Origin of the sequence: Streptomyces sp. MMCC 100 (assembly GCF_041538145.2) — a bacterium.
GTDB lineage: Bacteria > Actinomycetota > Actinomycetes > Streptomycetales > Streptomycetaceae > Streptomyces.
Genome location: NZ_JBGORK020000001.1, coordinates 5,136,101 through 5,160,077 on the forward strand (window position 1 = coordinate 5,136,101; position 23,977 = coordinate 5,160,077).

18 protein-coding genes and 1 pseudogene are annotated in these 23,977 nt (G+C 70.0%); 10 read left to right on the forward strand and 9 right to left on the reverse strand.

Annotation, left to right across the window (positions count from 1 at the left end; genetic code table 11):
- The first annotated feature begins 20 nt into the window (after nt 1–20).
- The 6 genes from ABS735_RS23995 to ABS735_RS24020 all read left to right on the forward strand — a co-directional run bounded on the left by ABS735_RS23995 (nt 21) and on the right by ABS735_RS24020 (nt 9,513).
- A complete protein-coding gene (locus tag ABS735_RS23995) occupies nt 21–686 on the forward strand; it encodes a contact-dependent growth inhibition system immunity protein (RefSeq protein ID WP_373900506.1) in 666 nt (221 codons plus the stop codon).
- Between the two features lie 503 nt (nt 687–1,189).
- The gene (locus ABS735_RS24000; protein WP_373900505.1) at nt 1,190–3,607 is read left to right on the forward strand and encodes an AAA family ATPase; all 2,418 of its coding nucleotides are present in this window, start codon (nt 1,190–1,192) and stop codon (nt 3,605–3,607) included.
- The gene (locus ABS735_RS24005) at nt 3,604–3,981 is read left to right on the forward strand and encodes a hypothetical protein (protein WP_373900504.1); all 378 of its coding nucleotides are present in this window, start codon (nt 3,604–3,606) and stop codon (nt 3,979–3,981) included. Before ABS735_RS24000 ends, ABS735_RS24005 begins: the two co-directional genes overlap by 4 nt.
- Nucleotides 3,982–4,225: 244 nt before the next feature.
- On the forward strand, nt 4,226–6,043 hold the full coding sequence (locus ABS735_RS24010) for a DUF4357 domain-containing protein (protein ID WP_373900503.1): 1,818 nt from the start codon (nt 4,226–4,228) through the stop codon (nt 6,041–6,043).
- A complete protein-coding gene (locus tag ABS735_RS24015) occupies nt 6,040–7,296 on the forward strand; it encodes an McrC family protein (RefSeq protein WP_373900502.1) in 1,257 nt (418 codons plus the stop codon). Before ABS735_RS24010 ends, ABS735_RS24015 begins: the two co-directional genes overlap by 4 nt.
- An 81-nt stretch (nt 7,297–7,377) precedes the next feature.
- A complete protein-coding gene (locus ABS735_RS24020; protein WP_373900501.1) occupies nt 7,378–9,513 on the forward strand; it encodes a UvrD-helicase domain-containing protein in 2,136 nt (711 codons plus the stop codon).
- A gap of 8 nt (nt 9,514–9,521) precedes the next feature.
- Here the strand turns inward: ABS735_RS24020 and ABS735_RS24025 are convergent, their stop codons facing one another.
- Complete coding sequence (locus ABS735_RS24025; RefSeq protein ID WP_373900500.1) at nt 9,522–11,180, reverse strand: HsdM family class I SAM-dependent methyltransferase; 1,659 nt, start codon at nt 11,178–11,180, stop codon at nt 9,522–9,524.
- An 82-nt stretch (nt 11,181–11,262) separates the two neighbouring features.
- On the reverse strand, nt 11,263–12,012 hold the full coding sequence (locus ABS735_RS24030) for a Type 1 glutamine amidotransferase-like domain-containing protein (protein ID WP_373900498.1): 750 nt from the start codon (nt 12,010–12,012) through the stop codon (nt 11,263–11,265).
- Between the two features lie 94 nt (nt 12,013–12,106).
- Here ABS735_RS24030 and ABS735_RS24035 point away from each other — a divergent pair.
- Both ABS735_RS24035 and ABS735_RS24040 read left to right on the forward strand, forming a co-directional pair.
- Nucleotides 12,107–12,576, forward strand: a pseudogene (locus ABS735_RS24035) (alpha/beta hydrolase); the annotation flags it as partial.
- Nucleotides 12,577–12,707: 131 nt separating this feature from the next.
- Nucleotides 12,708–13,277, forward strand: a complete 570-nt coding sequence (locus ABS735_RS24040; protein ID WP_373900496.1) for a pyridoxamine 5'-phosphate oxidase family protein — start codon at nt 12,708–12,710, stop codon at nt 13,275–13,277.
- Between the two features lie 234 nt (nt 13,278–13,511).
- Here the strand turns inward: ABS735_RS24040 and ABS735_RS24045 are convergent, their stop codons facing one another.
- From ABS735_RS24045 to ABS735_RS24055, 3 genes are all read right to left on the reverse strand, one after another.
- Nucleotides 13,512–14,549 carry an alpha/beta hydrolase gene (locus tag ABS735_RS24045; protein WP_373900495.1) on the reverse strand — a complete coding sequence of 346 codons (1,038 nt, stop codon included), beginning with the start codon at nt 14,547–14,549 and terminating at the stop codon, nt 13,512–13,514.
- A gap of 70 nt (nt 14,550–14,619) precedes the next feature.
- Nucleotides 14,620–16,260, reverse strand: coding sequence for a phosphodiester glycosidase family protein (locus tag ABS735_RS24050; protein ID WP_373900494.1), 1,641 nt, complete (start codon nt 16,258–16,260; stop codon nt 14,620–14,622).
- A gap of 128 nt (nt 16,261–16,388) precedes the next feature.
- Nucleotides 16,389–17,174, reverse strand: coding sequence for an SAM-dependent methyltransferase (locus tag ABS735_RS24055; protein WP_373900493.1), 786 nt, complete (start codon nt 17,172–17,174; stop codon nt 16,389–16,391).
- A gap of 150 nt (nt 17,175–17,324) precedes the next feature.
- Between ABS735_RS24055 and ABS735_RS24060 the strand changes: the two genes are divergently transcribed.
- On the forward strand, nt 17,325–17,648 hold the full coding sequence (locus tag ABS735_RS24060) for a hypothetical protein (protein ID WP_373900492.1): 324 nt from the start codon (nt 17,325–17,327) through the stop codon (nt 17,646–17,648).
- Nucleotides 17,649–17,789: 141 nt separating this feature from the next.
- Nucleotides 17,790–18,608, forward strand: coding sequence for an SAM-dependent methyltransferase (locus ABS735_RS24065; RefSeq protein WP_373900491.1), 819 nt, complete (start codon nt 17,790–17,792; stop codon nt 18,606–18,608).
- 10 nt (nt 18,609–18,618) lie between these two features.
- Here ABS735_RS24065 and ABS735_RS24070 read toward each other — a convergent pair whose 3' ends face one another.
- From ABS735_RS24070 to ABS735_RS24085, 4 genes are all read right to left on the reverse strand, one after another.
- Nucleotides 18,619–20,508: a discoidin domain-containing protein gene (locus ABS735_RS24070; RefSeq protein ID WP_373900490.1), complete on the reverse strand. Its 1,890-nt coding sequence runs from the start codon at nt 20,506–20,508 to the stop codon at nt 18,619–18,621.
- Between the two features lie 122 nt (nt 20,509–20,630).
- The gene (locus ABS735_RS24075) at nt 20,631–21,989 is read right to left on the reverse strand and encodes a GH1 family beta-glucosidase (protein ID WP_373900489.1); all 1,359 of its coding nucleotides are present in this window, start codon (nt 21,987–21,989) and stop codon (nt 20,631–20,633) included.
- Between the two features lie 44 nt (nt 21,990–22,033).
- The gene (locus ABS735_RS24080; RefSeq protein WP_373901261.1) at nt 22,034–22,873 is read right to left on the reverse strand and encodes a carbohydrate ABC transporter permease; all 840 of its coding nucleotides are present in this window, start codon (nt 22,871–22,873) and stop codon (nt 22,034–22,036) included.
- A 7-nt stretch (nt 22,874–22,880) separates the two neighbouring features.
- The gene (locus tag ABS735_RS24085; protein ID WP_373900488.1) at nt 22,881–23,945 is read right to left on the reverse strand and encodes a carbohydrate ABC transporter permease; all 1,065 of its coding nucleotides are present in this window, start codon (nt 23,943–23,945) and stop codon (nt 22,881–22,883) included.
- Nucleotides 23,946–23,977: the final 32 nt, after the last annotated feature.

Here is a 23,977-nt window from a genome sequence, read left to right on the forward strand (position 1 = left end):
ACACCTCACGGAGCAGTCACATGTCATCGTCCCCCGAGCCCGGGTACCGGTTCTACGAGGTCCAGGACCTGCTTGCGGCGTACGCAGCACACGACTACGCCTTCACCGACACCCCCGAAGCGCCCGGCCCAGCGCTGTCCGCGTACCTCAGAATCGTCTCCCGGGACCCCCGCCGGGCGGCTACGGCCGTACAGCAACTCGACGACCTCCTCCTTGCCGGTCTTCAGTCGTCCGAGATCGAGGACGACGTCGAGTTGTTCCCGAAGATCGAGCCGCCGGCGGGCAGAAGTGTCGAGGACTGTCTCCGCGTCATCCGCGCACATCTGGTCCGCCGACTCGAGAATCCCGTACCGGCGGCGCAGTCCCTGCCCACCGGCAGGTGGGAGGTCCGGGAACGCTTCCCCGAACTGAACCAGTTCCTCGGCAGCTATTTCCATCAGGACTTCTTCGACGAGTACGCCTCCTACGGCGAAGCCGTCGACGACTACCTGGCAGGGGCCTCCGAGGATGACCGGGAGCAACTCGTCAGGGACATCTCAGGCCTGCTGACACTGGCCGGCACCGACAAGGAACTGAAGCAGGCCGTCTCAATCCTGGGCATGGAGGTGTCGCCTCCCGCAGGCACTGGCATCCGGCGCTGGCTGGGTGACGTGCACGGCCTTGTCTCCCGTTACCCGGAGGCCTGAACAAGGCACTGCTGTCATCGACGTGCGCACCACACGCCGGGACACAGCCGGCGCTCTCGGGCACGGGGCGGGCACCTTGGGACTAACCCTCGCGCGTCCGTCACGGTAGTGCCAGGGTCGGTGCCGCTCAGCGTCATCAACCGAGCGGAACGGGCCGTCGCGGAACTCACCGCACCTCGCGTGGCACGGCCACCTGCACCGCCGCGACTTGAGGCTCGCCTCCACTGACGATCCGGTGGTGGGCGTTCTAAGGCGTCTTACCCGCCCAGCGGCAAAGCCTCAGGGGTGAGCTGTCGTGCTCACGCAGCAGCAGCGCACTGACCTGCGGACACCCACGCCACCTCCCACCGCTCGAACACGCGCACACCCGAGTACACAAAGTCGAATAACTGATTCGCAGAAACGCGTTGACGTCGCTAACAGGGTATCGACATGCTTAGGGTGCGAACAGCACATCGATCACGCCTCTGCTCTCCTCTCGCACCGAACAAGGGAAATCGCCCATGCCCGACCAGTCCCCCGCCTCCCTGCGGGCCCTCCTCCTCGATCGTCTGAGCCACTCCGGTCTCGCCCCGGAAGTGCGGGCACTGCTCTGCGAGCTGCTCCCCGAGGACCGGTCCAAGGACACCGGCGGACGGGCCGGGCCCGTCCAACTGCGGTCCATCACCGCAGCCGGCTGGCGAGGTATCGGTCCGCGGACGACGCTCGAACTGCCGCCGAGCCCTGGACTGGTCGTCGTCGCCGGCCCCAACGGCTCCGGGAAGTCGAGCTTCGCCGAAGCCGCGGAGACCGCGATCACGGGTCACAACTCCCGATGGGAGGGGCGCCGGGCTGGTGACTGGCAGAAGGGCTGGCGCAACTTGCACAGTCCGGATGTAACTCCGGAGGTCGGCGTGGAGTTGGCCGTCGGCGAGGAGTCCGAGATCGTCACCGTGCGGCGGACCTGGCACGGCACCAAGGTCGAGGACGCGCGTACCGAGGTCCGGGGCGTGGACGGCTCCGAGCGGAAGCTGGGGGAAGTCCTGGACGCCGATGCGCTGGACCTCGCCCGGCCCTTCCTGCCGTACAGCGAGCTCGGTTCGATGATCAATGGCACGCTCGGCAACCTGCACGACGCCTTCTTCAAGCTCCTCGGCCTTGAGCTGCTCGCCGAGTTCGACGGCCGGGTCATGGCCGCCGCGAGCGAGTGCGAGAAGGTCATCAGGCGCGCGGACTCGCTCACCGGTGGGCTCCTCGAGGAGCTGGCCTCGCTCGACGACCCCAGGGCGCGTGAAGCGACGCAGGCGCTGACGGGAACCAAGCCCGACCTCGGCAGGGTACGCGCCCTGCTGGAAAGCCGTACCCCGGCCGCGGAGGGCGAGTTGGCCCGGCTGCGGCAGTACGCGAGCCTCGCCGGACCGGACCTGCGCGAGGTCCACGGCACGGTGACCCGCCTCCGGGACGCGGCCGCGGCCGCCGAGGAGGCCCGCCACGGCAACGCCGAGGAGGCCCGCCGCCTCGCCGGCCTGCTGGAGTCGGCCTTGGAGCACCGGCGTCGCTCGGAGAAGACCGACTGCCCGGTCTGCGGCGCGGAGGAGCGGCTAGACCGCGCCTGGGCTGAGCAGGCGCGGGCGGAGGTGGAGCGGCTGCGCACGGACGCCGTGGCGGCCGAGGCCGCCCGCAAGGCCGCCGCCGTCGCGGTGCGGGCCGTACACGACCTCGTACAGCCGGTCCCGGTGTGGCTGCGCGGTGAAACGTCGCCACTGGCGTCGGTATGGCATGAGTGGGCCCAGTGCCGGGACGTCACGCACCCCAGGGAGTTGGCGGACCGTGTCGAGCGTGCCGCGGCCGTACTGGACGATGCCTGCCGACAGGTGCGGGAGGAGGCCGCGCTGCGGCTCGCGGAGCACGACGGCGTCTGGCGGCCGGCGGCCGTACGGCTCTCCGAGTGGCTCGGTGCGGCGGAGGCAGCCGAGACCGCGCGCGACCGGCGCAGGCATGCCCGCAAGGCGCGGACCTGGTTGCGCCCCATCATCGACGAGCTGCGCGACGAGCGGCTGCGTCCCTTCGCGCAGCGGTCTCAGGAGGTGTGGCAGAAGCTGTGCGAGCACAGCAGCGTCGTGCTCGGATCCGTGACGCTCGCGGGTACTCCCGGGCGCGGCAAGGTCGAGCTCGGCGTCTCCGTGGACGACATGGAAGCCCCCGCCTACAGCGTGATGAGCCAGGGCGAGCTGCACTCTCTGGCACTCTCGCTGTTCCTTCCCCGCGCCACCCACGAAGCCAGCCCCTTCGGCTTTCTCGTGATCGACGACCCGGTGCAGTCGATGGACCCCGAGAAGGTCGAGGGACTGGCACGAGTACTGGACGCGTACGCCAGGAACCGCCAGGTCGACGTCTTCACCCACGACACCCGGCTCCAGCAGGCCATCGTCCACCTGGGCATCAAGGCGACCGTTCTGCGCGTCACCCGGCAGACAGACTCGGTAGTGGGCGTGGAGCCACTGACCGATCCGGTCGAGCAAGCGCTGGCGGAGGCGCGCGCCATCTCGCACGACCGGGGCATCCCCCAGGAGGTGGCGGAACATGTCCTGCCCACCATGTGCCGGGTGGCGGTGGAGGCCGCCTGCCTGGAGGCCGCGCGGCGCACGCTCCGTGACGAGCGGGGGTTGAGCCTGCGGGCGATCGAGGAGTGCGTCGCTTCCCTGGACCGTACGAAGTCGTACGTGGCCCTGGCCCTGCTCGGCGACGAGCGGCAGCACGCTCGTGAGGCGGTCGAGGGGGTCTGCGTGGGTGGCTGGGCGTTGGTGGAAGCCTTCAATGCCGGGTCACACTCGCCGCTGCCCCGTGTCGACGACCGCAAGGACCTCGTGCGTCGCACCACGGCGCTGGCGACGGCGATCCGGAGTGGTGCCGGCGCCCGGCAGATCGGAGACACTCGATGAGCGCCGCCCCCGAAACCCTCGTGACCGCCGCCCGCAAGCTCTTGCTGCCCGCGCCCGGAACCGTCCACACGCTGGCCCCGGGCCTGCGTGCCCGTGCCGCAGCGGTGCTGCTGCGCATGGCGCTCGATCTGGCCCTGGACGCGTACTGGTTGCGGATCACCCCGTCGATGACGCGGATCGGCAAGCACCGCATGCTCTGCCTGGAGTGGTACGCCGGCCACGACACCGCCCGCCGGTGCCGCACCACTTGGACCTCGCTGAGCGCAGCCTGCCACTACCGCGGTTATGAGCTGCCGCCCGCCCCGGCCGAGATCCACGCCCGGCTGATGGAAGTCACAGGCCTCCTCGTAGCCCTCGCCCGCGAGGACACATGAGCCCGCTTGGCTGTGTAGAGGGGCGAATCGTCGCCCAACGACCGTACGTCGCACCGGGACAGGCCCTTGAGCTTGTCCCCGGCTGTCTCGACGATCGCCAGAGTGGGGCGGTACGGAGACTGTTCATGCAGGCCCCCGGCCTCCTGTTGACCTGACGGTGCTGGACGACGCGCGAGACCGGACGCCCATCAGGTTGCAAGCCCCGGTCCCGCATAGTCTTTCACTGGGACTTCCTGTTGGGGGAATGATGACGACAAGCGGCGATCAGGCGCGGTACCCGGAGTTCCGGCTGCGGCTGCCGAACGGCGGACCCTACGCGCGCGGGCGCGTGCTGCCGGCGAAGGGGATGAACGGCAGCCCGAAGTTCCGGGTGCTGGCCGGGTCGCCGGTACGGCGGGAGACCTTGCCGGGTACCGGACCCTACGCGACGGCGCAACGGGAGGCGCTGATCGAGGAGGGTGCCATCCGGGAGTCGGAGCGCTGGCCCGGCTACCTGGAGACCGTCCGGGACATCGAGTGCAACTCGCCCTCGGCGGCGGCCTCGATCGTGGCCGGGCGCGGCTCGGACGCACTGTCCGAGTGGCGTACGGAGGAAGACTTCCCGCTCGTCGACTACCTCGGGCACTCCTGGCGCCCGCCCCGCAAGGCCTGGCTGGTCCGTGGGTCCAATGTGGCGGGACGGGACCTGGTGAAACGCCTGTGGCTGGCCGACGGTCTCGTCACCCTTCCGGCGACGCACTTGCCGTTGATCGATGAGAGCGATCCCACCAAGAGCGCGCTGCGCAGATATGTCCAGGAGGGTTATGACGCCACCGCCTCCTACAGCCAGAAGCAGGCGATGGTCGACGAACTGCACTACTTCCTCACACAGATGCGCCCCGGAGACACCGTTTGCACCATCTCTGGGGGACTGCTCCATGTCGGTCTCGTCGACGGCGGGCTGGAGCGGGTCGACTCCGAGGGCGGTCTCTCCGACTTGCGTCGCAGAGCCACCTGGCGACGCGACGGCGTGCCGTACGACCAGCTGCCGGAGGCGTTGCAGCAGAAGCTGTCCGTGCAGCACGACGTCGTCGACCTCACCGCTGTGCTTCCCCTCATCGACGGACTGGGGCGGAGTGACCAGGAGCTGGCCGAGGAGGCCGAGGCGACGGATCGTGACCCCACCATGGAGGTACCGGCGATCGTCGCCCGGCGCGACCTGGAGTTGCCCGAGCCCACGGACGAACTGACCGCCGAACTGCTCGTGCACGACACGGCATGGCTGCACGAGGTGCGTGAGCTGCTCGCCGATGAGCGGCAGCTGGTGTTCTACGGCCCTCCGGGCACCGGTAAGACCTACCTCGCGCTGAGGCTGGCCGAGTTCCTGGGTGGCGGGCCAGAGCAGGTCAAGCTGGTGCAGTTCCATCCTTCGTACGCCTACGAGGACTTCTTCGAGGGGTTCCGGCCCCAGGAGGATGTGGAGACACGGAAGGTCGACTTCCGGCTCACCGCGGGCCCGCTGCGCGAACTCGCCGACCTCGCCGCCCGGGAGGGCAACCGGCACATCCCGCACTTCCTGGTCATCGACGAGATCAACCGTGCCAACCTCGCGAAGGTCTTCGGCGAGCTGTACTTCCTGCTGGAGTACCGGAACAAATCGGTGCGTCTCACGTACTCCGGTGACGACTTCGCGCTGCCGCCCAACCTGTTCGTCATCGGCACCATGAACACTGCCGACCGGTCGATCGCCCTCGTCGACGCGGCCATGCGGCGGCGATTCGCGTTCGTGGAGCTGTCGCCGCGCACCGAGCCGACGAGTGGGCTGTTGCGTCGCTGGCTGGAGCGGGAAGGCAGAGAGCCCGAACCTGCCGATCTGCTCGACGCGCTCAACTCCCGTATCGATGATGTGGACTTCCGTGTCGGTCCCTCCTACCTGATGAAGAAGGGTGTCTTTCGGGAGGGCGGCCTCGAGCGGACCTGGCGGACGAAGATCCTGCCTCTGTTGGAGGAACACCACTACGGCGAGGGTGTGGACGTCGAGGCGCGGTACGGGCTGGCCGCGCTGCGAACGTCGCTGGGATGACGTCCACGCCCGCCGGAGACGGTACTTCCCCGGAGGCGACGTCGGCAGACGTCCTGTCCAGTGTGGACCTCACCGAGTACGCGGCCGTCACCGGCCTGGACCTGCCAGACGGTGTGGGTCGGGCACTGGCCGCCGGAGACATCGTCGACGCGGCGCCCGACCCGTACACGCCCGGTCGCTGGTCGCTGCGGGCCGGCAGCAAGGTCGGGGCGGTGAACATCTCCGTGCCCGGTGTGCGGGAGCCGTTCGTCGTGCGCGTCGTGCCGAAGGTGCCCATCGCCCGGCTCTTCTTCCTTCTTGGCTACAGCCTCGAACCCACGGGCGGCTGGCGCGACGGGGAGGTGGGCGTGACAGAGCACGACGGTCTGCTGCCCGCCCTCGCCCATGCGGTGGAGCGGCAGGTGGACCGGGTGCTGCGCCAGGGGCTGCTGCAGGGTTACCGGGCCGCTGAGGAGAGTTCCCTGGTCGTCCGCGGCCGGATCAGGGAGGCCGAGCAGATCCGGCGACGGTTCGGCGCGATACTGCCGGTGGAGGTGGCCTACGACGAGTTCACCACCGACGTCGCGGAGAACCGTCTGCTGCGCACAGCCGTCGAACGCCTGCTGCGCCTGCCCGGCGTCCCGCCCGAGGTACGTCGCAGACTGCTGCATCAGCGGGCTCGGCTCGCCGACGTGACGCCGGTCGTACGGGGCCAGGAGCTTCCCCGATGGCAGCCGACCCGCCTCAATGCCCGGTACCACCGCGCTCTGCGCCTCGCGGGGGTTTGCCTTCGCGGGGCCTCGGTCGAGCACGCGCCCGGCGGGCTGCGCATCGACGGGTTTCTGTTCGACATGAACCAGCTCTTCGAGGACTTCGTCACCGTTGCGCTGCGCGAGACCGTACGTGGTGGGGGTTGGGAGGCCCGGCTGCAGGACACCCACCACCTCGACGACGCCTCCGCGATCCGTATGCGTCCGGACTTCGTGCTGTACGGGGCCGACGGCGTTCCGTGCGCGGTCGCGGACGCCAAGTACAAGGCCGAGAAGCGGGGCGGCTACCCGGACGCCGATCTGTACCAGATGCTGGCGTACTGCACGGCTCTCGGCCTAGGCGAAGGGCACTTGATCTACGCGAAGGGCAATGCGCCGCACCTGTCCCACCGGGTACGGCACGCGGGCATCCTGATCCATCAGCACGCTCTCGACCTGGACCAGGAACCTGAGGGCCTGCTGGCCGACATCGCTCAGGTCGCGCGGCGGATGGGGGCCGGCTGAAGCGGTCGCATCGGCGCGATGCGTGTACCGCCCCCGTATGATCGACCACGCAGTGACAGTCCGGGGTGGGGAGTGCGCATCGTGCCACAGCTTGCGTTTGCCAACAGCTTCTGGGAGAGCTACGACGCTCTCGAGAAGCCGGTCAGGAACGGCGTGCGCAAGGCGATGCAGAAGTTCCAGCAACTCACCGTGCCTGAGCTGCAGCAGGACAAGGGGCTGCATCTCGAATCGGTCGAGAAGGCCGCCGACCGTCGCATGCGGACCATCCGCATCAACGACTTCTGGCGGGGCGTCGTGCTCGCCCCGGACGACGGCAGCGATGTGTTCCTCCTGGTCAACGTGGTCCGGCACGACGACGCCTACACCTGGGCCGCCAAGCGGCTGTACACGACGAACTCCGCGACGCGCGCCCTCGAGGTCCGCAACGTACGAGCGATCGAGCAGCTGACCCCGCAGCTCGAGAAAGCGGCCGCCGCCGCCCCTTCGCTGCTCTTCGCCGCGTACTCGGACACCGTGCTGCGTGAACTGGGCGTCGACGACCAGGTGCTACGGGCGGTGCGCACCGTCATTGACAAGCCGCAGCTTGAGGCGTTCGGTACCTTGCTGCCGGAGGACCAGTTCGAGGTGCTGCAGTACCTCGCCGAGGGGTTCCCGCCCGAGGAGGTATACCGGGACGTCGTCGCTGTACGCCGTCCCGTGGACGCCGGCCCCGACCCCGACGAGACTCTCGCCGCCGCCATCGCCAACACTGCCAGTCGGATCACGCTCGTCAGTGGGCCGGAGGAGCTGTCCGACATCCTCGAGAAGCCGTTCGCCGCTTGGCGGGTGTTCCTGCACCCATCACAGCGCCGGGTCGCGTACCGGGTGTCGTACGGCGGTCCGGTGCAGGTGACCGGCGGGCCGGGGACGGGGAAGACAGTGGCCGCATTGCACCGGGTCAAGCACCTCCTGACCCGGGCGCCCGACACCCGGATACTCCTCACCACGTACACCAACGCGCTTGCGGCCTCGCTGCGCGAGAATCTCGGCCTCCTTCTGGACGGTGACGATTCGCTGCTGGGCCGGGTCGAGGTGACCACGGTCAACGCCTACGCGCACGGCGTCGTGGCTCGTGGCGACGGCAAGGTGCCCACCCCCCTCGGCGACCGGGAGGAGCGTCAGGTGTGGCAGCGGGTCGTCAAGAAGCTCGGACTTCCGTGGACGGAGCAGTTCCTGGCGCAGGAGTACCGGCATGTGGTCCTCGCCCAGGACCTGCGAACCCTGGCGACGTACCGCTCCGCCTCACGGCGTGGTCGCGGCAGCGCGCTGTCACCCGCCAGGAGGGAACAACTGTGGCCCGCGGTCGAGCTGTTCGAGTCGATGCTGCGCGACCAGAAGGCCACGACGCATCTGAAGGTGTGTGCCCGGGCCGCCGAGCTCCTGGCCGCTGCCTCGCCGACGCACGACCACGTGGTGGTCGACGAGGCGCAGGACCTGCACCCCGCACAGTGGCGTGTCCTGCGCGGCGCGGTGGCGCCGGGCAGTGACGATCTGTTCCTCACCGGTGATCCGCATCAGCGGATCTACGACTCGAAGGTCTCGCTCGGTTCGCTCGGCATCGCCGTGGCGGGACGCACTCACCGGCTGCGCATCAACTACCGCAGCACGGAGGAGATCCTCGCCTGGTCGACAGGCATCCTCAGCCCGGTGTCCGTTGACGACCTGGGGGGCGAGGGCAGCGACACTCTCGCCGGGTACCGGTCGTTGCTGCACGGGCGCAGGCCGCAGGTGGCGGGGCACGGTTCGGAACAGACGGAGGTCACGGCGCTGGTCGAGCGTGTCCAGGGCTGGATCGACCAGGGCATTGCTCCGTCCGAGATCGGTGTGTGCGCCCGGTTCAACGTGTTGCTGGACAAGGCGTACGACAAGTTGACCGCGGCCGGGGTGCCGGTTGCCCGGGTCAGGGACAATCCGGGGCCCGGTGTGAACGGCGTGCGTCTCGCCACGATGCATGCCATGAAGGGGCTGGAATTCCGTTGTGTCGCCGTCCTCGGGGTGACGGCGGGTGCGGTGCCGTTCGCGCGCGAGGTGACACCGGCCTCGGTGGACCCCTTGCAGCACGACTCCGACCTGTTGCGGGAACGCTGCCTTTTGTTCGTCGCCTGCACCCGGGCGCGCGAGGCACTGGCCGTTTCATGGAGCGGCGCGGGCAGCCCGTTCGTGCCGGAGGCTTCGTGACACAGGGGTCACTTGCCCGGTCGCAGCGCGCCGTTGCCGATGCCGTCGCGGGCCAGTTCGGCCGCCTGCCGGCTCAGCTCGGCAATCCGACGCGCCCGTTCCTCGAACTCCTGAAGCCTGCGGAACGCTGATCCATAACGGCGCTGCTCGGCGATGTCCATCTGCGGGACGCGGGCCCCCTTGCCGTCCAGTCGGAAGGTGCCGCTGGCACTCGTGGACCGGCGGGTGTTGGACGCGCTGCGCAGGAAACCCTGGAGGAAGTCCGTGTCGAGCTGGTCGCTCGTCGAGACGGGCTCCAGGTCCCCGTACTCGACCAGCCCGGCGCGCGCGAGGTCGGCCACACTCACAGACGAACTCTCCAACGTGCCGGCCCCCTGGCCCGCGATCAGCTCCGGCAGCAGGCCGGCCAGCAGGTCCACCTGTTCGCTCAGTTCCTGCCGGATGGCCCTGTACTCGGACGCGTAGTCGCGGTGCGACTCCTTCACGTAGCGACCTGGTGTGAGGTCGACCGTATCGTCGAGAAGGTCGATGAGCGGAACGTCGGCCGCCTGCTCATATGCCGGATCCAGGCTTCCGTCCGGATCGTTCGCCGTCAGATCGACCATGCGGACGCTCGTCGCGGCATCGCCCATGGTTGCCGAGCGGCGCAAGTGCCACAGATGAACGGGGAGGGAGTGCGAGGCGGCACTACCGGGCGGCAGTGCTGTGACCTGGGTGAGGACACCTCGACGCACCAGTTCGGCGCGGATACGCCGGCCTGCCTTGCGGTAGGCGACGGAAGCCGGCATCACCATGACGACCCGGCCGCCGGGGGCGGTGTGCGCGTACGCGTGCTGAAGCCAGGCGAGCTCTCCTTCGGCGCGCGAGGGGGTCCCGAGCTCCCAGCGGGAGTCCAGGAGCAGTTCCTCCCTCCCCCAGTCGGCGTCTCCCACTGGAGGATCGCAGACGACGAGGTCGGCCTTGAGGCTCGGCCACTTGTCGTCTCGCAGAGAGTCTCCAGCAGCGACTTCCACGTCGGTGCGTCCTGCCAGTTCCGCGCGTAGTTGCGCCAGCCGGGCACTGGAGGGATCACTCTCCTGACCCCTGCGTCGTGGCCCGCGGTGAGGGCCGACCGCGAGGAGCAGAGTGCCGATGCCGGCGGCCGGGTCGAAGACGGTGGAGTCGGAGGGCACCTCGCCCGCGAAGTGACGCAGCGCGCGAACGATGCGAGGGGACGTGACCTGGTCCGACCCGGCTCGGCGTACGGAATCCGTGAAGCGCTCCGCCAGAGCTTCCACCACCTCACCCGCAGACCCGCCCTGTGCGAGGGCACGTGCCAGTCGGACGGCCTCTGCCGGCAACTCGGACGACCTCGGCACCTTCGCCCCCACGAGCACCTCCGCAACCGTCGCGAGTCCTCGGACCATGTCCTCGCCGTACGTCGCCCGCAGCGCCTGCCAGAGCTGTACCTCCTCGGAGACCTCCTGGCCTTTCCTCTGTTTGGTCAACCAGGCCTGCACGTCGGCCAAGGCGAAGAGAGGGCTGTTCACACTTCCACCGGCAGGTGCGGGGAAGTCGTCGTACCGTCGTCTCCAGTTCGAGACGGCGGCGCGAGTGACGCCGGCCAGCCGGGCGATCTCGGAACCGGTGACCATGGGGCCGTCCGGGGTCGCGGGAGTGTCTGCCATAGTGCGTAACCGTACACACCGCCTACCAGCGCTTCAACGAACTCTTTGTTGACCGCGCTAACGAAATATCCGGATCTGCCGGTCACCTCGCTCTTGCGGGTGGAGTGACCTGGTGTGGTGGGACGAGCAAACGACAGGGCACGGCTTGCTCCGTGACCCCGCCGCCCCCGTCCGGCTCCACCCGATACAGCCGGGCCTGAGGCAAGCGTGTCACGGAGTCCGTCAGCCGGCCGTCGGTGAAGAGGGCACCGACGCCGTCCTCCAGGGCCCAACCGGGCGGAAGCGCGCGGTTCGCCACGGCCGCACGGTAGGACGATCGAGCTCCCGGCTCACTGTCGTAGTGCGGACAGACCGAGCCGGACAGCAGACCCAGCCCATCGGCGAGGTGAGTCAGCGGCCCGAAGGAGTCGGTGTGCGAGCCCTCGGCCCAGCAGTTGGCGCCCGCGCTGATGCCGCACAGCAGGGTCCCGCGGTCGAAGGCCTCGTGCAGGAGCCGGTCCACTCCGTGCGCGCGCCAGACGGCCAGCAGGTTCGCGGTACTGCCTCCGCCTACGTAGACGACATCCTGGCTGAGCACGAATGTGCGTAGAGCCTCGTCATCGAGTTCCCGGTGGAACAGAGGCAGGACGCTGGGCTCGCAGGAACGGGCCTGAAAGGCGGCGAAGAATCGCTCCACGTAGGCGGGGGCGTCGCCGCTCGCCGTCGGAACGAAGCACACCTTGGGCCGAGGGACCCGCACCTGGCCGAGCACCCAGTCGTCCAGCAGGCCGTCTTCGTCATCGGAGAAGCCCCCTCCGATGAGGGCCAGACGCGGTTCCGGAACGACAGTCACGAGGGTGCCTCCTCGGTTCAGGGTGCACAGCTGAGGGCTCAGACGTGGACGATGCCTCGAACGGTGCCGCGCCCTGCCCTGCGTCCGCAATCGTTTTCTCGCGCAGGGCGCGCCCTGGTGGTTCGGCTTCCATGGGGTGCCCGGTCTCGCGGGGACGGTGCTGACCGGGCACGAGAGCCAGTACATCGACTGGTTCCTCGGCTCGGGCTCACTCGGCGAAGGTGTGGAGCCCGCGGTCCGGGACGCCTTCGTCCACGCGTACACCGGGGCCGAGGCCTTGCGCTGTGCCTTCTCGTACTACCGGGCACTGCCCTCGAGCGGCGAGCAGAGCCAGGAGGCTGTCGCCAGAGGCCGGTTGACCGTGCCCACTATGGCCATCGGCGCCCATCCGGTGGGCAAAGCCCTCGAACGGCAGCTGCGGCCGGTCACCGATCACCTGGGCGGCCACGTGATCGAGGACTGCGGACACAACACATCATCCCGCTGCATCGTCCCGAAAGCCTGCTCGCCCTTCTCGAACCGTTCCTCGCTGCGAGGCCCAGGAGCTTGCCTCGCAGAGGTTGAGGGTGTTCTCCGCGCGGCACGAGGTCCGAGCTGCACACCGGTCCCGATGACAGACGTACACCCATCGGGCGTAGCGATGATTTCCGGGCCGTTCGGCAGTCGTTACGGACAGGAGAGCAAGGAGATCTGCCATGTCCACGCAACGAACGCAACGACCTGCCGCAACGCAGCCCACGACCGAACTCGACGCCCGCTACAGCTCCGCACTCAATCCCCGCCCAGGCGCCGCGGACGTCACCGCCACCGAGTGGGCCGAGGCCCTGCGGCGGCTGGAAGGCGCCGAGATCTTCTGGGTGGTCACGATGCGGCCCGGTGGCGGGCCACACATCACGCCGGCGATCGCGGCGTGGCACGACGGGGTCCTGTACTTCTCCACCGGTCCGGGTGAGCAGAAGGCCAGGAACCTGGCGCACGATGCGCACTGCGCGCTGCTCACGGGCCGGAACTCACTCACCGAGGGGTTCGACCTGGTCGTCGAGGGCGAGGCCGAACCGGTTGCCGATCCGGCGGTGCTGGAGGAGGTGATCGCGGCGTACGAGTCGAAGTACGGAGCGCACATCACCTCACCCGAAGGCACCTTCCACGGCATCGGGGACAGTATCCGGAACGGAGACGCGGTGCTGTTCGCGGTAGCCCCCGTCACCGCGTACGGGTTCGGCCGGGACGACGGGGTCTACAGCCATACGCGGTGGGTGTTCTGAGCGCCGGTCGGGCAGCCGGGGGCGACGGCCCGAGCTGGGCACGACCGGGAAACGAGGCCGCCGCGTAGAGGGCGCCACGGAGGGCCGACGGAGCGGTGGCATCCGGCGTGAGGACAGCGTGGTAAGGACACGGCAGCCTCTGCCGAGTCTCAACCGCAGACAGTCTCTCTCCTGCTCAGGGTTGCCCTGCCCTTCAGGGACAAACAGGGAGCACCATGCCTCGCACCACCCCGATCAGCTGTCGTCTGTGCCCAGCGCCCCCAGCAGCATCGGCAGCGACGCGTGCAGTTCCCGTTCCCAGTAGGCCCAGCCGTGGGTCCCCGGGCCGTAGAAGTTGGTCGTCACGTGCCTCGCGCCCACGCGCTTCAGCTCGGCCGCGAGCGCCTGGTTCTGGCGGTTGAAGTCGGCCTCCAGGGCGCTCGTGGTGCCCGGTGGGTCGAGGGGGCCGGTGGTGCCGTCGCCGCAGGACAGGTAGACCGGGATCGACCTCAGGCGGTCGGCGAGGTGGAAGGGGTCGTGGGCCTGCCAGATGCGGCGTTGGGCGACCGGGTCGCCCCAGACGCGGAGCGGGTCGTTGTCCTGGCCGGCGAAGAAGCCCATGATGCGGTCGATCGACTCGTCGTTCAGGAGGGGGTGGGCGGAACCGGAGTACGCCGCCGTCGCCTTGAACATTCCGGGGTGCCTGGCGGCGTACAACAGGGCGCCCTGGCCGCCCATGGACAGGTCGGCGACCACGCGGTCGGAGCCCGCGCCCCAGTCGCGTTCCAGGAGGTGGCGCAGTTCCTTGGTGTGGAACGTCTCCCATGCCGGGTCGCCGCCCTCGCCGTAGTTCCACCAGTCGCTGTACCAGCCGTTCCAGCCCGCCTCGGGCATCACGACGAGGACGTCGCGCAGGCTGTCCGTCTCCGCCACGTCCGTCATGCTCGTCCACGACGTGTAGTCGCCGCAGCAGCCGTGCAGGAGCCAGAGGGTGGGCCAGTGCGGGCTGTGCTGACGGTTGTGCCGGTCGTTCGAGGTCCAGCCGTCGGGGGTGAGGAGCCGGACCTTGACCGTGCGGCCGCCCAGGGCCGTTGACCGGACCGACAGGTCGACCTGCCGGTCCGCGACCTGGGTGACGGCGACGACTTCCGCGCCGGGGCGGCGGACGGTGTCCGGTTGCCCCGCGGCCAGCGCCCCCGGGGCGGTCGGCGTCAGGACGGCCAGCAGGACGGTGAGGACGAGGAGGACTCTGGCCCGCAGAGGGCTCAGGACGGTGGGCACGTTCGCGAACACGGCGGCTCCCTGGGTGGGTTGCTGGTCGTGGTGCGGTGGTGCGTGCGGCAGGCGGCGGCCCGCGCGCAGGTCAGGGTCCGTGCCTGCGCGGCAGGACCAACAGCGCGTCCCCGACCGGGCGTTCGCCTGCGGCGTCCGACGGGCTGTTGAGCACGGCGCCGTCGGCCACCATCGTCGTCGAGCCTCCGCCGTCCAGGTTGACCGCGTCGCGCAGGCCGAGTGACCTCGCGACCTCGGCGCTCTCGCCGATGCTGAGTCCGAGGGAGTCCGTGCTGCGCCCGTCGGCGGTGACGAGGACGGTGCGGCCGGCGGCGTCCACGCCGGCCAGGGTGCGCGGGTTTCGTTTGTGGACCCAGCCGTAGTACCAGCTCGGGTCGTCGGGGTGCACCATGCCGTCGGTGGCGGGGGTGATGTGGATACGGCCGTCGCGGACCAGTTCGGGGCCCGCGTTCACGATGTCGGTGCGGGGTGAAGGGGAGATCCGGTGGCCTCGGGCGTCCAGCAGGGTCGTGGTGACGCGCAGGCGGTTCCCTACGTGGGCCAGGGCTGTCAGGTCAGCGACGCGGTCGCCCGTCGCCTGGACCGAGCTGCCGCCCGGGGGAATCGTCCCGCCTCGTGGTGACCGGAGTTCCACGACCCGGTCGTGGGCGTCCAGTACGGCTTCCACGCCGTCGCCCTCGGGGGTGCGGGCGCCGTAGTCCGGGGTGAAGGTGATCAGCTCGTCGGGGTTGGTGCAGGTGACGTCGTGCAGTGGGAGCGACGTCGGGGTGTCGCCGGCGCTGCCGCCGCAGTTCCTGATCAGGCCGGGTACGCGGTTGATGCCGTTCAGCGGGAGGGTTGCGGTGGGGGTGGTGATCCGGCCCTGCCAGGTGAGGCGGGTGATCTCCGTGCGGCGGGCGTTGTCGTGGATGACGAGGCTCGGGCGTCCGGCCACCGGTTCGCTCAGCAGGCGTCCGTCGTAGACGCCCACTCCGGCCGGGTCGCCCGGCGCGCCCGCCTTGGGGTCGAGGACGAAGAAGCCGGCGTTGACCGCGGCGGTCGCGGCGGCGGAGGCCGAGAGTTCGGTGGTCGTCTCGCGGTTCTCCAGGTCGGGGCCGTACGACGCGTCCAGAGTGCCGCGGAACGTGCGCGGGTCGATGGTGAGTACGTCGACGTGCCACGGGCCGCGGTCCGTGGACTCCCCGTCCCAGCCGGTGTAGACGGCCGAGCCCGAGTAGCCGGCCGCTCTCAGGCGGGTGCGTTCGGTCGTCGCGGTGGTCTGCGAGCCGAACGTTCCGATGCGGACCCGCCAGCCGAGGGTGCCGCCCGGGTAGTCGGCCGTTTCCGGGGTCCTCACTTCCTCCACCCGGGCCTGGAAGCCGTCCCGTCGCAGATCGGCGGCGAGTTCGTCGGCGCTCGCCCGGTCCTTGAGGGCCGTCGGCGGTGCGTCGGGGTCCGGGGACGTGTCACCGCCGGGGATGGACACCTCGACCGTCCAGTGGAGTGCGGGGTCGTCGGCGTTCCCGCGCACGATGCGGGTCAGGGTGACACCCGGCTGGAGGGTGGTCGTGGTGCGCGTCTCGGGGAGGTCGGCGGGCCCCAGGGGGAGCATCTGCCGGGCCGGCGTTGGGTGTCCGCCCGGGTGCAAAGACGCCTCGGCGGCCGGTGGAAGTGCGGCCAGCGTGGTGAGGACGCCCAGTACGGCACCCGTGGCACACAGTCTCTTCTTCATCTGTCGTCCCGCCTCGCGCCGACCACGGACACCGACCGACCCATGCTGCGCACAAGTATCGGCCGGTTCCGGCTCACGTCAAGGCGGCCCGGTGGGCGTGGGCCGCCCCTTCGTGCGGCTCGAGTTGGTCAGGGGACCCGCGCGACGCCCACGTAGAAGCCGCTGCGTTCCTGCACCGGTGCCGGTTCCTGCCGGTACCACTCGGTTGCGGACACCAGGCCGGGCGCGACGAGTTCGAGTCCCGCGAAGAAGGGCTCGACCTCGCTCCGGGTACGCATCCGCAGCGGGATCGCGCCCTTCTTGTAAGCGGCCTCGGTCTCCTCCTTCAGCTCCGGGTGCTGGTCGGCGGTGCCGTGCGAGAGGAGCAGGTAGCTGCCGGAGGGGAGCGCTTCGACGAGGGTGCGCAGGAGGCGGTACGGGTCCTCGTCGTCGGGCAGGAAGTGCAGCAGGGCGATCAGGGAGAGGGCGATCGGTCGCTCGAAGTCCAGCACCTCCCGGGCACGTTCGAGGATCGTCGCGGGCTTCCGTACGTCGGCGTGGAGGAAGTCGGTGGTGCCTTCCGGGGTGCTGGTCAGCAGCGCTTCCGCGTGCCGGAGGACGATCGGGTCGTTGTCCGCGTAGACGATCCGGGCGTCCGGCCTGATCGCCTGCACGATCTGGTGCAGGTTGGGCTCGGTGGGGATGCCGGTGCCGATGTCCAGGAACTGGTCGACGCCTTCCTTCGCCAGCCAGGCCGCCGCGCGGTGCATGAACGCCCGGTTGCGGGCCGCGTTGCCGCGTGCCTCCTCGGGGAGGGTCTCGCCGACCTGCTGGTCGACGGGGTAGTTGTCCTTGCCGCCCAGCAGCCAGTCGTAGACGCGGGCGGGGTGCGGCTTGCTCGTGTCGATGCGGGGTCTGGGTATACCGGCGGTCACAGGACACTCCTCCGTACGCGGGAACGGCACCGACAGGTCGTCAGCCTATCCGGATCCGGCGCAGGTCACAGGGTGTTGTCAGTGGTCGCCGATAACTTCGTTCTCGTTCCGCCGAGGTGGCGTGAGCGCCCCCTTTCGCATGCATGGGAGATGGTGCGTTGTCTCGCCTCCACCGCCGACGCCGTCGCGGTCTTCGAGACGTCGATCCTGCTGCCGGCGCATCCGGCGACGTGCGACGCGGTGGCGGAGCTGCTGGGCTGCACGCGGGAGTGGGTAGCACCGGGTGAGTCCGCAGCAGCGTCCGGCGTCGCCTTGCCGGCCGTGCATCCGGCGGCCTGCGACGCGGTGGCCGGCCTGCTCGGGTGTGACGACGGGTGGGCCGCGGACGGCGGTTCGTCGGCCCGGGGAGCGCTACTGACGGCCCGTCACCCCGCAGTGGCGGCGGCGTGGGAGGCCGTGCTCGCGCGCGGATGAGAGCGGGGGCGGGTTCCGGCACGGCCGGGCCCGCCCTGCGCCCGCTCTCGTGCCAAGATGATGTTCCGACAGGCACTCACCCAGGTGCTCACCGCGCTTGTGCCGTGGGTGGCCCACGAGTTGAGGACGGAGTCAGGCCGCATGACCTCCCTGAGCAGTGGCGAGAGCGCCGCCCATCCCGACCGGATCGACACGAGCAGGCCCCATCCCGCCCGGATGTACGACTACTTCCTCGGCGGGAAGGACAACTACGAGGTCGACCAGCGGGCCGCCGAGGAGTTCATGAAGGCGGCGCCCGAGGTGCGCGAGGGGGTCCTCGCCAACCGGCACTTCATGCACCGCGCGGTGCGGCACGTGGTGGCCGAGGGCGGCGTCCGCCAGATACTCGACGTGGGCACGGGCCTGCCCACCGAGCCCAACGTGCACCAGATCGCGCGGGCCGTGGCTCCCGGGACGCGGGTGGCCTACGTCGACAACGACCCCATCGTCGCCACCCATTCCCGGGCCCTGTCGGACGACCCGGACACCGCCGTCGTCCTGGCCGACCTGCGCGACCCCCGCGCGATCCTCGACCACCCCGAGGTGCGGGCGGTCATCGACTTCGACCGGCCGGTGGCGCTGCTGCTGGTGGCCGTGGTGCACTTCGTCGCCGACGCGGAGGACCCGGCGGGCATCGTCGCCACGCTCCGCGACGCGCTGCCGGCCGGCTCCTACCTCGTCCTGTCGCATGCGACGGGCGATGTCCACGAGGACCGGCGCCAGGACGCGGCGGCCGTCTACAACAGCGCCACCGCGTCCCTCAACCTGCGTTCGCACGCCGCGGTCCTCGACCTGTTCGGCGACTTCGCGATGGTCGAGCCGGGGTTGGTCCGGGTCACCGACTGGCGCCCCGAGGAGGCACGGCGCCCCGACGCCCCGCCGATCGGCATCTACGGCGGAGTGGCCCGGAAGGGCGCCTGACGCACGGCGGCTATCCCTTCTGCTCCACCCGCACCCAGTCCACCTCCGCCTGCACTCCCCCGGCCGCGATCCGGTCCACGCTGGACTGCGGCAGCCCCCAGTACGGGCTGGTGACCTGGTTCCAGCCGGCCGGGTAGGCGCCGCCGAGGGCGAGGTTCAGGATGACGTACTGGTCGTGGTCGAAGACCCACGCGCCCCGCGTCGACTCCAGCTTGTTGCGGGTCGTCTCCTGGACCACCCTGTCGTCGACGGAGAACTTCATGCCCGTCGGCGTCCACTCCACCGCGTAGGTGTGCCACTGGTCGGCCCGTCCGCCGGCCGGGTACACCTGGCGCGCGCCGATGTTGCCGTCCGCCGAGTAGCCGGGGCCGTGCAGGGCGCTGCTGGTCCAGTCGCCGTAGCCGATGTTCTCCATGATGTCGGTCTCGCCGGAGGCCGGCCAGGACACGGAGGGGTCGTCCACGTTGCTGCCGAGCAGCCAGAAGGCGGGCCAGAAGCCGTCGCCGACGGGGAGCTTCATGCGGGCGCTGACCCGGCCGTAGGTGAAGTCGAACTTGGTGTTGGTGTCGATGCGGCCGGACGTGAAGTCGTAGGTGCCGCCGCCTGCCTGGGTGCAGCCCTTGCAGTGCTTGGCGCGCAGGACGAGGGCGCCGTTCTCCAGGCGGATGTTGTCGGCCGAGTCGACGTACGCCTGCGACTCCCCGTTGACGGAGCCCATCTCCGTGCCGGTGCGGACGACGCGCCACTTGCCGCGGTCCAGTGCCCCCGCGGTGAAGTCGTCGAAGAACGTCGTCCGGTAGGCGCCGGACTGTTCGCCGGGCAGCGCCGGGTACGCGGCGGCCGCGCTGCCTCCGGTGCCCCAGACCTCGAACTCGTAGAGGGAGTAGCCGAACTGGGCGGTGGCCGGGGCGGGGTTGTAGAAGGAGCGGCGTTCCTTGCCGAGCATGCGGACATAGCGGCCGGTGACCGGCTGGGGCAGGCGGACGTTGTCGTGGCGGCCGGTGGCCTCGCCCGGGGACTTCACGTCCGCGCGGCGGGCGGCGACCTCGGCGGCGGAGGGCCGGTACACGGTGCGCCAGGTTCGGTCGTCGTCGGAGACCTGGAGTTCGTAGTCGACGGCGTAGGCCGCCTCCCAGTACAGGTCCACCGTGTCGATGGTCGAGGTCGCGCCGAGGTCGACGGAGACCCAGCGGTCGGCGTTCCAGTCGCTGGACCAGCGGGTGGCGTCGGCCTTGAGGTCGGTGGGGTGGCCGCCGTCGGTGACGAACGCCGGTGAGTTGCCCGCGTGCTGGTAGACGTTCGAGTACGCGGGGTGGTTCAGGGCGAGGTTGGTGCGGGTGGTGGAGGCAGGGGCCGGTTCGCCGCCGTAGACCTTGAAGGAGTAGAGGGAGTAGCCGTAGGGGGTGGCGCGTTCGATGCCGCGCATGCGGACGTAGCGGGCCCGCACTTCCTGCGGGTAGGTGTGCGCGGTGACCGAGCCGCCGGTGCCGGCCGTCTCCGTGTAGAAGGCCGTCCAGTCGGTGCCGTTGGTGGACGCCTCCAGTACGTACCTCTTGCCGTAGGCCGCCTCCCAGTCCAGCGTCACCCGGTCGACGCGGATCGTCGTGCCGAGGTCGACGCGGATCCAGGCGCCGTCGGTGAAGTCGCTGGACCAGCGGGTGCCGCCGTCGCCGTCGAAGGCGAGGCCGGGTGCGGTGCCGGCGTTCTCGCCGGCCGAGGCGGTGACCGCGGCCGGGTCGGCGGCGTACGCGGCGGCCGCGCGGTCGGTGTCCCAGGCCGCTGCCGCGGCGGCGGCCGGTTGGGCGGCGGCCGGGGTGGGGGTGGTGAGGGCCGGGACCGCGGCCAGCAGGGCGAGCGCGGTCAGGGCGGTGAGGAGGGTGCGGGGGGTACGGGATGGCATGCGGTTCTTCTCCTTGGGACGACTGGGCAATGTCATGAACCTGACAGAACACCTGACAGAACAGTTCGTGCGCCCTGACCGTGGTGGGCGCGGACTCCCGCATCCGCGCCCACCACGGGGTCTCAGGCGGCCTTGCGCTCCCTCCCCCGCGCCCGGCCGATGATGTCCGCGTAGTGGTGTCCGCTGCCCTTGATGGTGCGGACCTGTGTCGCGTAGTCGACGTGGACGAGGCCGAAGCGCTTGTCGTAGCCGTACGCCCACTCGAAGTTGTCCAGCAGCGACCACGCGAAGTAGCCGGCCAGCGGGGCTCCCCTGCGGGCGGCGGCGGCGCAGGCCGCGAGGTGGGCCGTGAGGTACTCCTGGCGCTCGGGGTCGTCGATGGTGCCGTCGGGGCGGATCACGTCCGGGAAGGAGGAGCCGTTCTCGGTGACGTACAGTTTGCGCGCCCCGTAGTCGTCGGTCAGGCGCAGCAGCAGCTCCTCGATGCCGCCGGCGTCGATCTCCCAGTCCATGCCGGTGCGCGGGACGCCGACGCGGCGGACGGTGCGCACGTGCGGGGCGGGTCCGGTGGGGTCGGCGGCGACGGTCTGGGGGAAGTAGTAGTTCAGGCCCAGCCAGTCCAGTTCGGCGCCGATGAGCTTCATGTCGCCGGGCCGCTCGGGCAGTTCGACGCCGTAGACCTCGCGCATGTCCTCGGGGAAGCCGCGGCCGTGGATCGGGTCCAGCCACCAGCGGTTGGTGTGGCCGTCCATGCGGCGGGCGGCCGCCAGATCCTCGTCGCGGTCGGTGGCGGCGTGGATGGTGGAGAGGTTGTTGACGATGCCCACCTGGGCGTTCGGGGCGGCCGCGCGGATGGCCTCCATGGCCAGGCCATGGCCGAGGAGCAGGTGGTAGGAGGCGCGGACGGCCGCCGTCAGGTCGGTCCAGCCGGGGGCCATCTTGCCCTCCAGGTGGCCGATCCAGGCCGAGCACAGCGGCTCGTTGAGGGTGGCCCAGTGGTCGACCCGGTCGCCGAGGCGTTCGGCGACGACGGAGGCGTAGGAGGCGAAGTGCTCGGCCGTCGCGCGCTCGGGCCAGCCGCCCCGGTCCTGGAGCACCTGCGGCAGGTCCCAGTGGTAGAGCGTGACGGACGGGGTGATGCCGGCCGCCAGCAGGTCGTCGACGAGCCGGTCGTAGAAGGCCAGGCCCTTCGCGTTGACCGGGCCGTCGCCGCCGGGCAGGACGCGCGGCCAGGCGACGGAGAGGCGGTAGGCGTTGGTGCCCAGCCGCCGCATCAGCTCGATGTCCTCGTGGGTGCGGTGGTAGTGGTCGCAGGCGACGTCGCCGTGGTCGTTGTGGTCGATCTTCCCGGGGGTGTGCGAGAAGGTGTCCCAGATCGACGGCGAACGTCCGTCCTCCGCCACGGCTCCCTCGATCTGGTACGCCGATGTGGCCGTGCCCCACAGGAAGTCGTCCGGGAGTGCGGCGAAGTCGATGGTCACGAAGGTCCTTTCGGGTTGGGGGTGTACGTGCTGGGGCGTGCCGGTCACTTGACGGCTCCGGCCGTCAGGCCCGCCACGAGATAGCGCTGGAGGAGCAGGAATCCGGCGACCACGGGGACGCTCACGACCAGCGAGGCGGCCATGATCTGGTTCCAGTACACGTCGTTCTGCGTGGAGTAGCCCTGGAGTCCGACCGCGAGGGTGCGGGTGGCGTCGTTGGTCATCACCGAGGCGAACAGGACTTCGCCCCAGGCGGTCATGAAGGCGTAGACGGCGACCGCGACGATGCCGGGGATCGCGGCGGGCACCACGACCTTGAACAGGGCGCGCAGCGGGCCGCAGCCGTCCACGAGGGCCGCCTCGTCCAGGTCCCGGGGCACCGAGTCGAAGTAGCCGATCAGCATCCAGATGGAGAAGGGGAGGGAGAAGGTCAGGTACGTGAGGATGAGGCCGCCGCGGGAGCCGAACAGGGCGATGCCGGTGGCGTTGCCGATGTTGACGTAGATCAGGAAGAGGGGCAGCAGGAAGAGGATGCCGGGGAACATCTGCGTCGACAGGACGGTCACCGAGAAGACGCGCTTGCCGCGGAACTCGTAGCGGCTGACGGCGTAGGCGGCGAAGACCGCGATCACGACGGAGCAGACGGTCGCCGCGCCCGCCACGATCAGCGAGTTCACGAAGTACTTGGCCAGCGGGACCGTCGACCAGATGTCGATGTAGGGGCGGACGGTCAGGCCGCTCGGCAGCCAGTGGAACTGGCTGGAGACGTCCTCGAGCGGCTTCAGCGAGCTGGAGACCATGACGTACACCGGCAGCAGGACGAAGCCGGTGAGCAGGGTGAGGAAGACGCGGCGGGTCCACGTGAAGGAGCGCGGCGCCGCCATCGGGGACCTAGACATCGGCCGTCTTCCTTTCCTGGGAGTTCCGGGTCGTCCGGGTCGTCCGGGAGGTCCGAGGGGTCCGGGGGGCCCGCGCGTTCCTGGAGGTCAGGAACAGGTACACGCCCGTCACCAGCAGCAGGAAGAGCAGCAGCAGGACCGACATCGCGGAGCCGGTGCCGAAGTTCCAGGTGACGAACGACGACTGGTAGATGTGGATGGAGATCAGGTCGGCGGCCTCCGGCGCGGCCTTGCCGAACAGGACGAACGGCGTGTTGAAGTCGTTGAACGTCCACAGGAACAGCACGAGGACGAGGACCTGGTTGACGGGACGCAGCGAGGGCAGGGTGATCCGGCGGATCTGCTGCCAGACGCCGGCACCGTCCAGGGCGGCGGCCTCGTACAGCTCCTTGGGGATGTTCTGCAGTCCGGCCATGACGATGAGGAAGGCGAACGGCCAGCCCTTCCAGACGGACACGACGAGCAGCGCGACGAAGCTGTTGTCGCCGATCAGCCAGAAGGAGGGCTTGTCGGTGAGGCCGAGCTGGTCGTGCAGGACGTGGTTCACCAGGCCGTTGTCGTGCTGGAACATGAACGCCCAGGTGATGACGGCCGCGTAGACCGGCAGGGCGTACGGCACCAGGAAGATCGCGCGGAGCAGACCACGGCCGCGGAAGGCGTCCTGCATGCAGACCGCGGCGGCGGTGCCGATCAGCCAGCACAGTCCGACGGAGAGGATCGTGAAGGCGCAGGTGACGAGGAAGGAGTGGAGCAGCGCCTCGCCGACGGGGGCGTCGAAGTCCACCGACATGCTGAAGTTGTCGAGGCCGGTCCACGGGGCGGTGGTCCAGTCGCGGATGTAGAACTGGGTGAGTTCCTTGAAACTCATCACGATGCCGATGACCATCGGCACCAGGTGGACGAGGAGTTCGAGGAGCAGGGCCGGCAGGAGCAGCAGGTAGGGCAGGCCGATGCGGCGGATCCGCCCGGGACGGCGGCGGGGTCCGCGCGCTGTCCCGGGGGAGCTCTTGCCGACCGTCCGCTCGCCGGGCTGCGCCGAGGCGGTCGTGGTGGTCATGGAGAGGTCCGTGTCCGTGTCGGAGTCGGTGG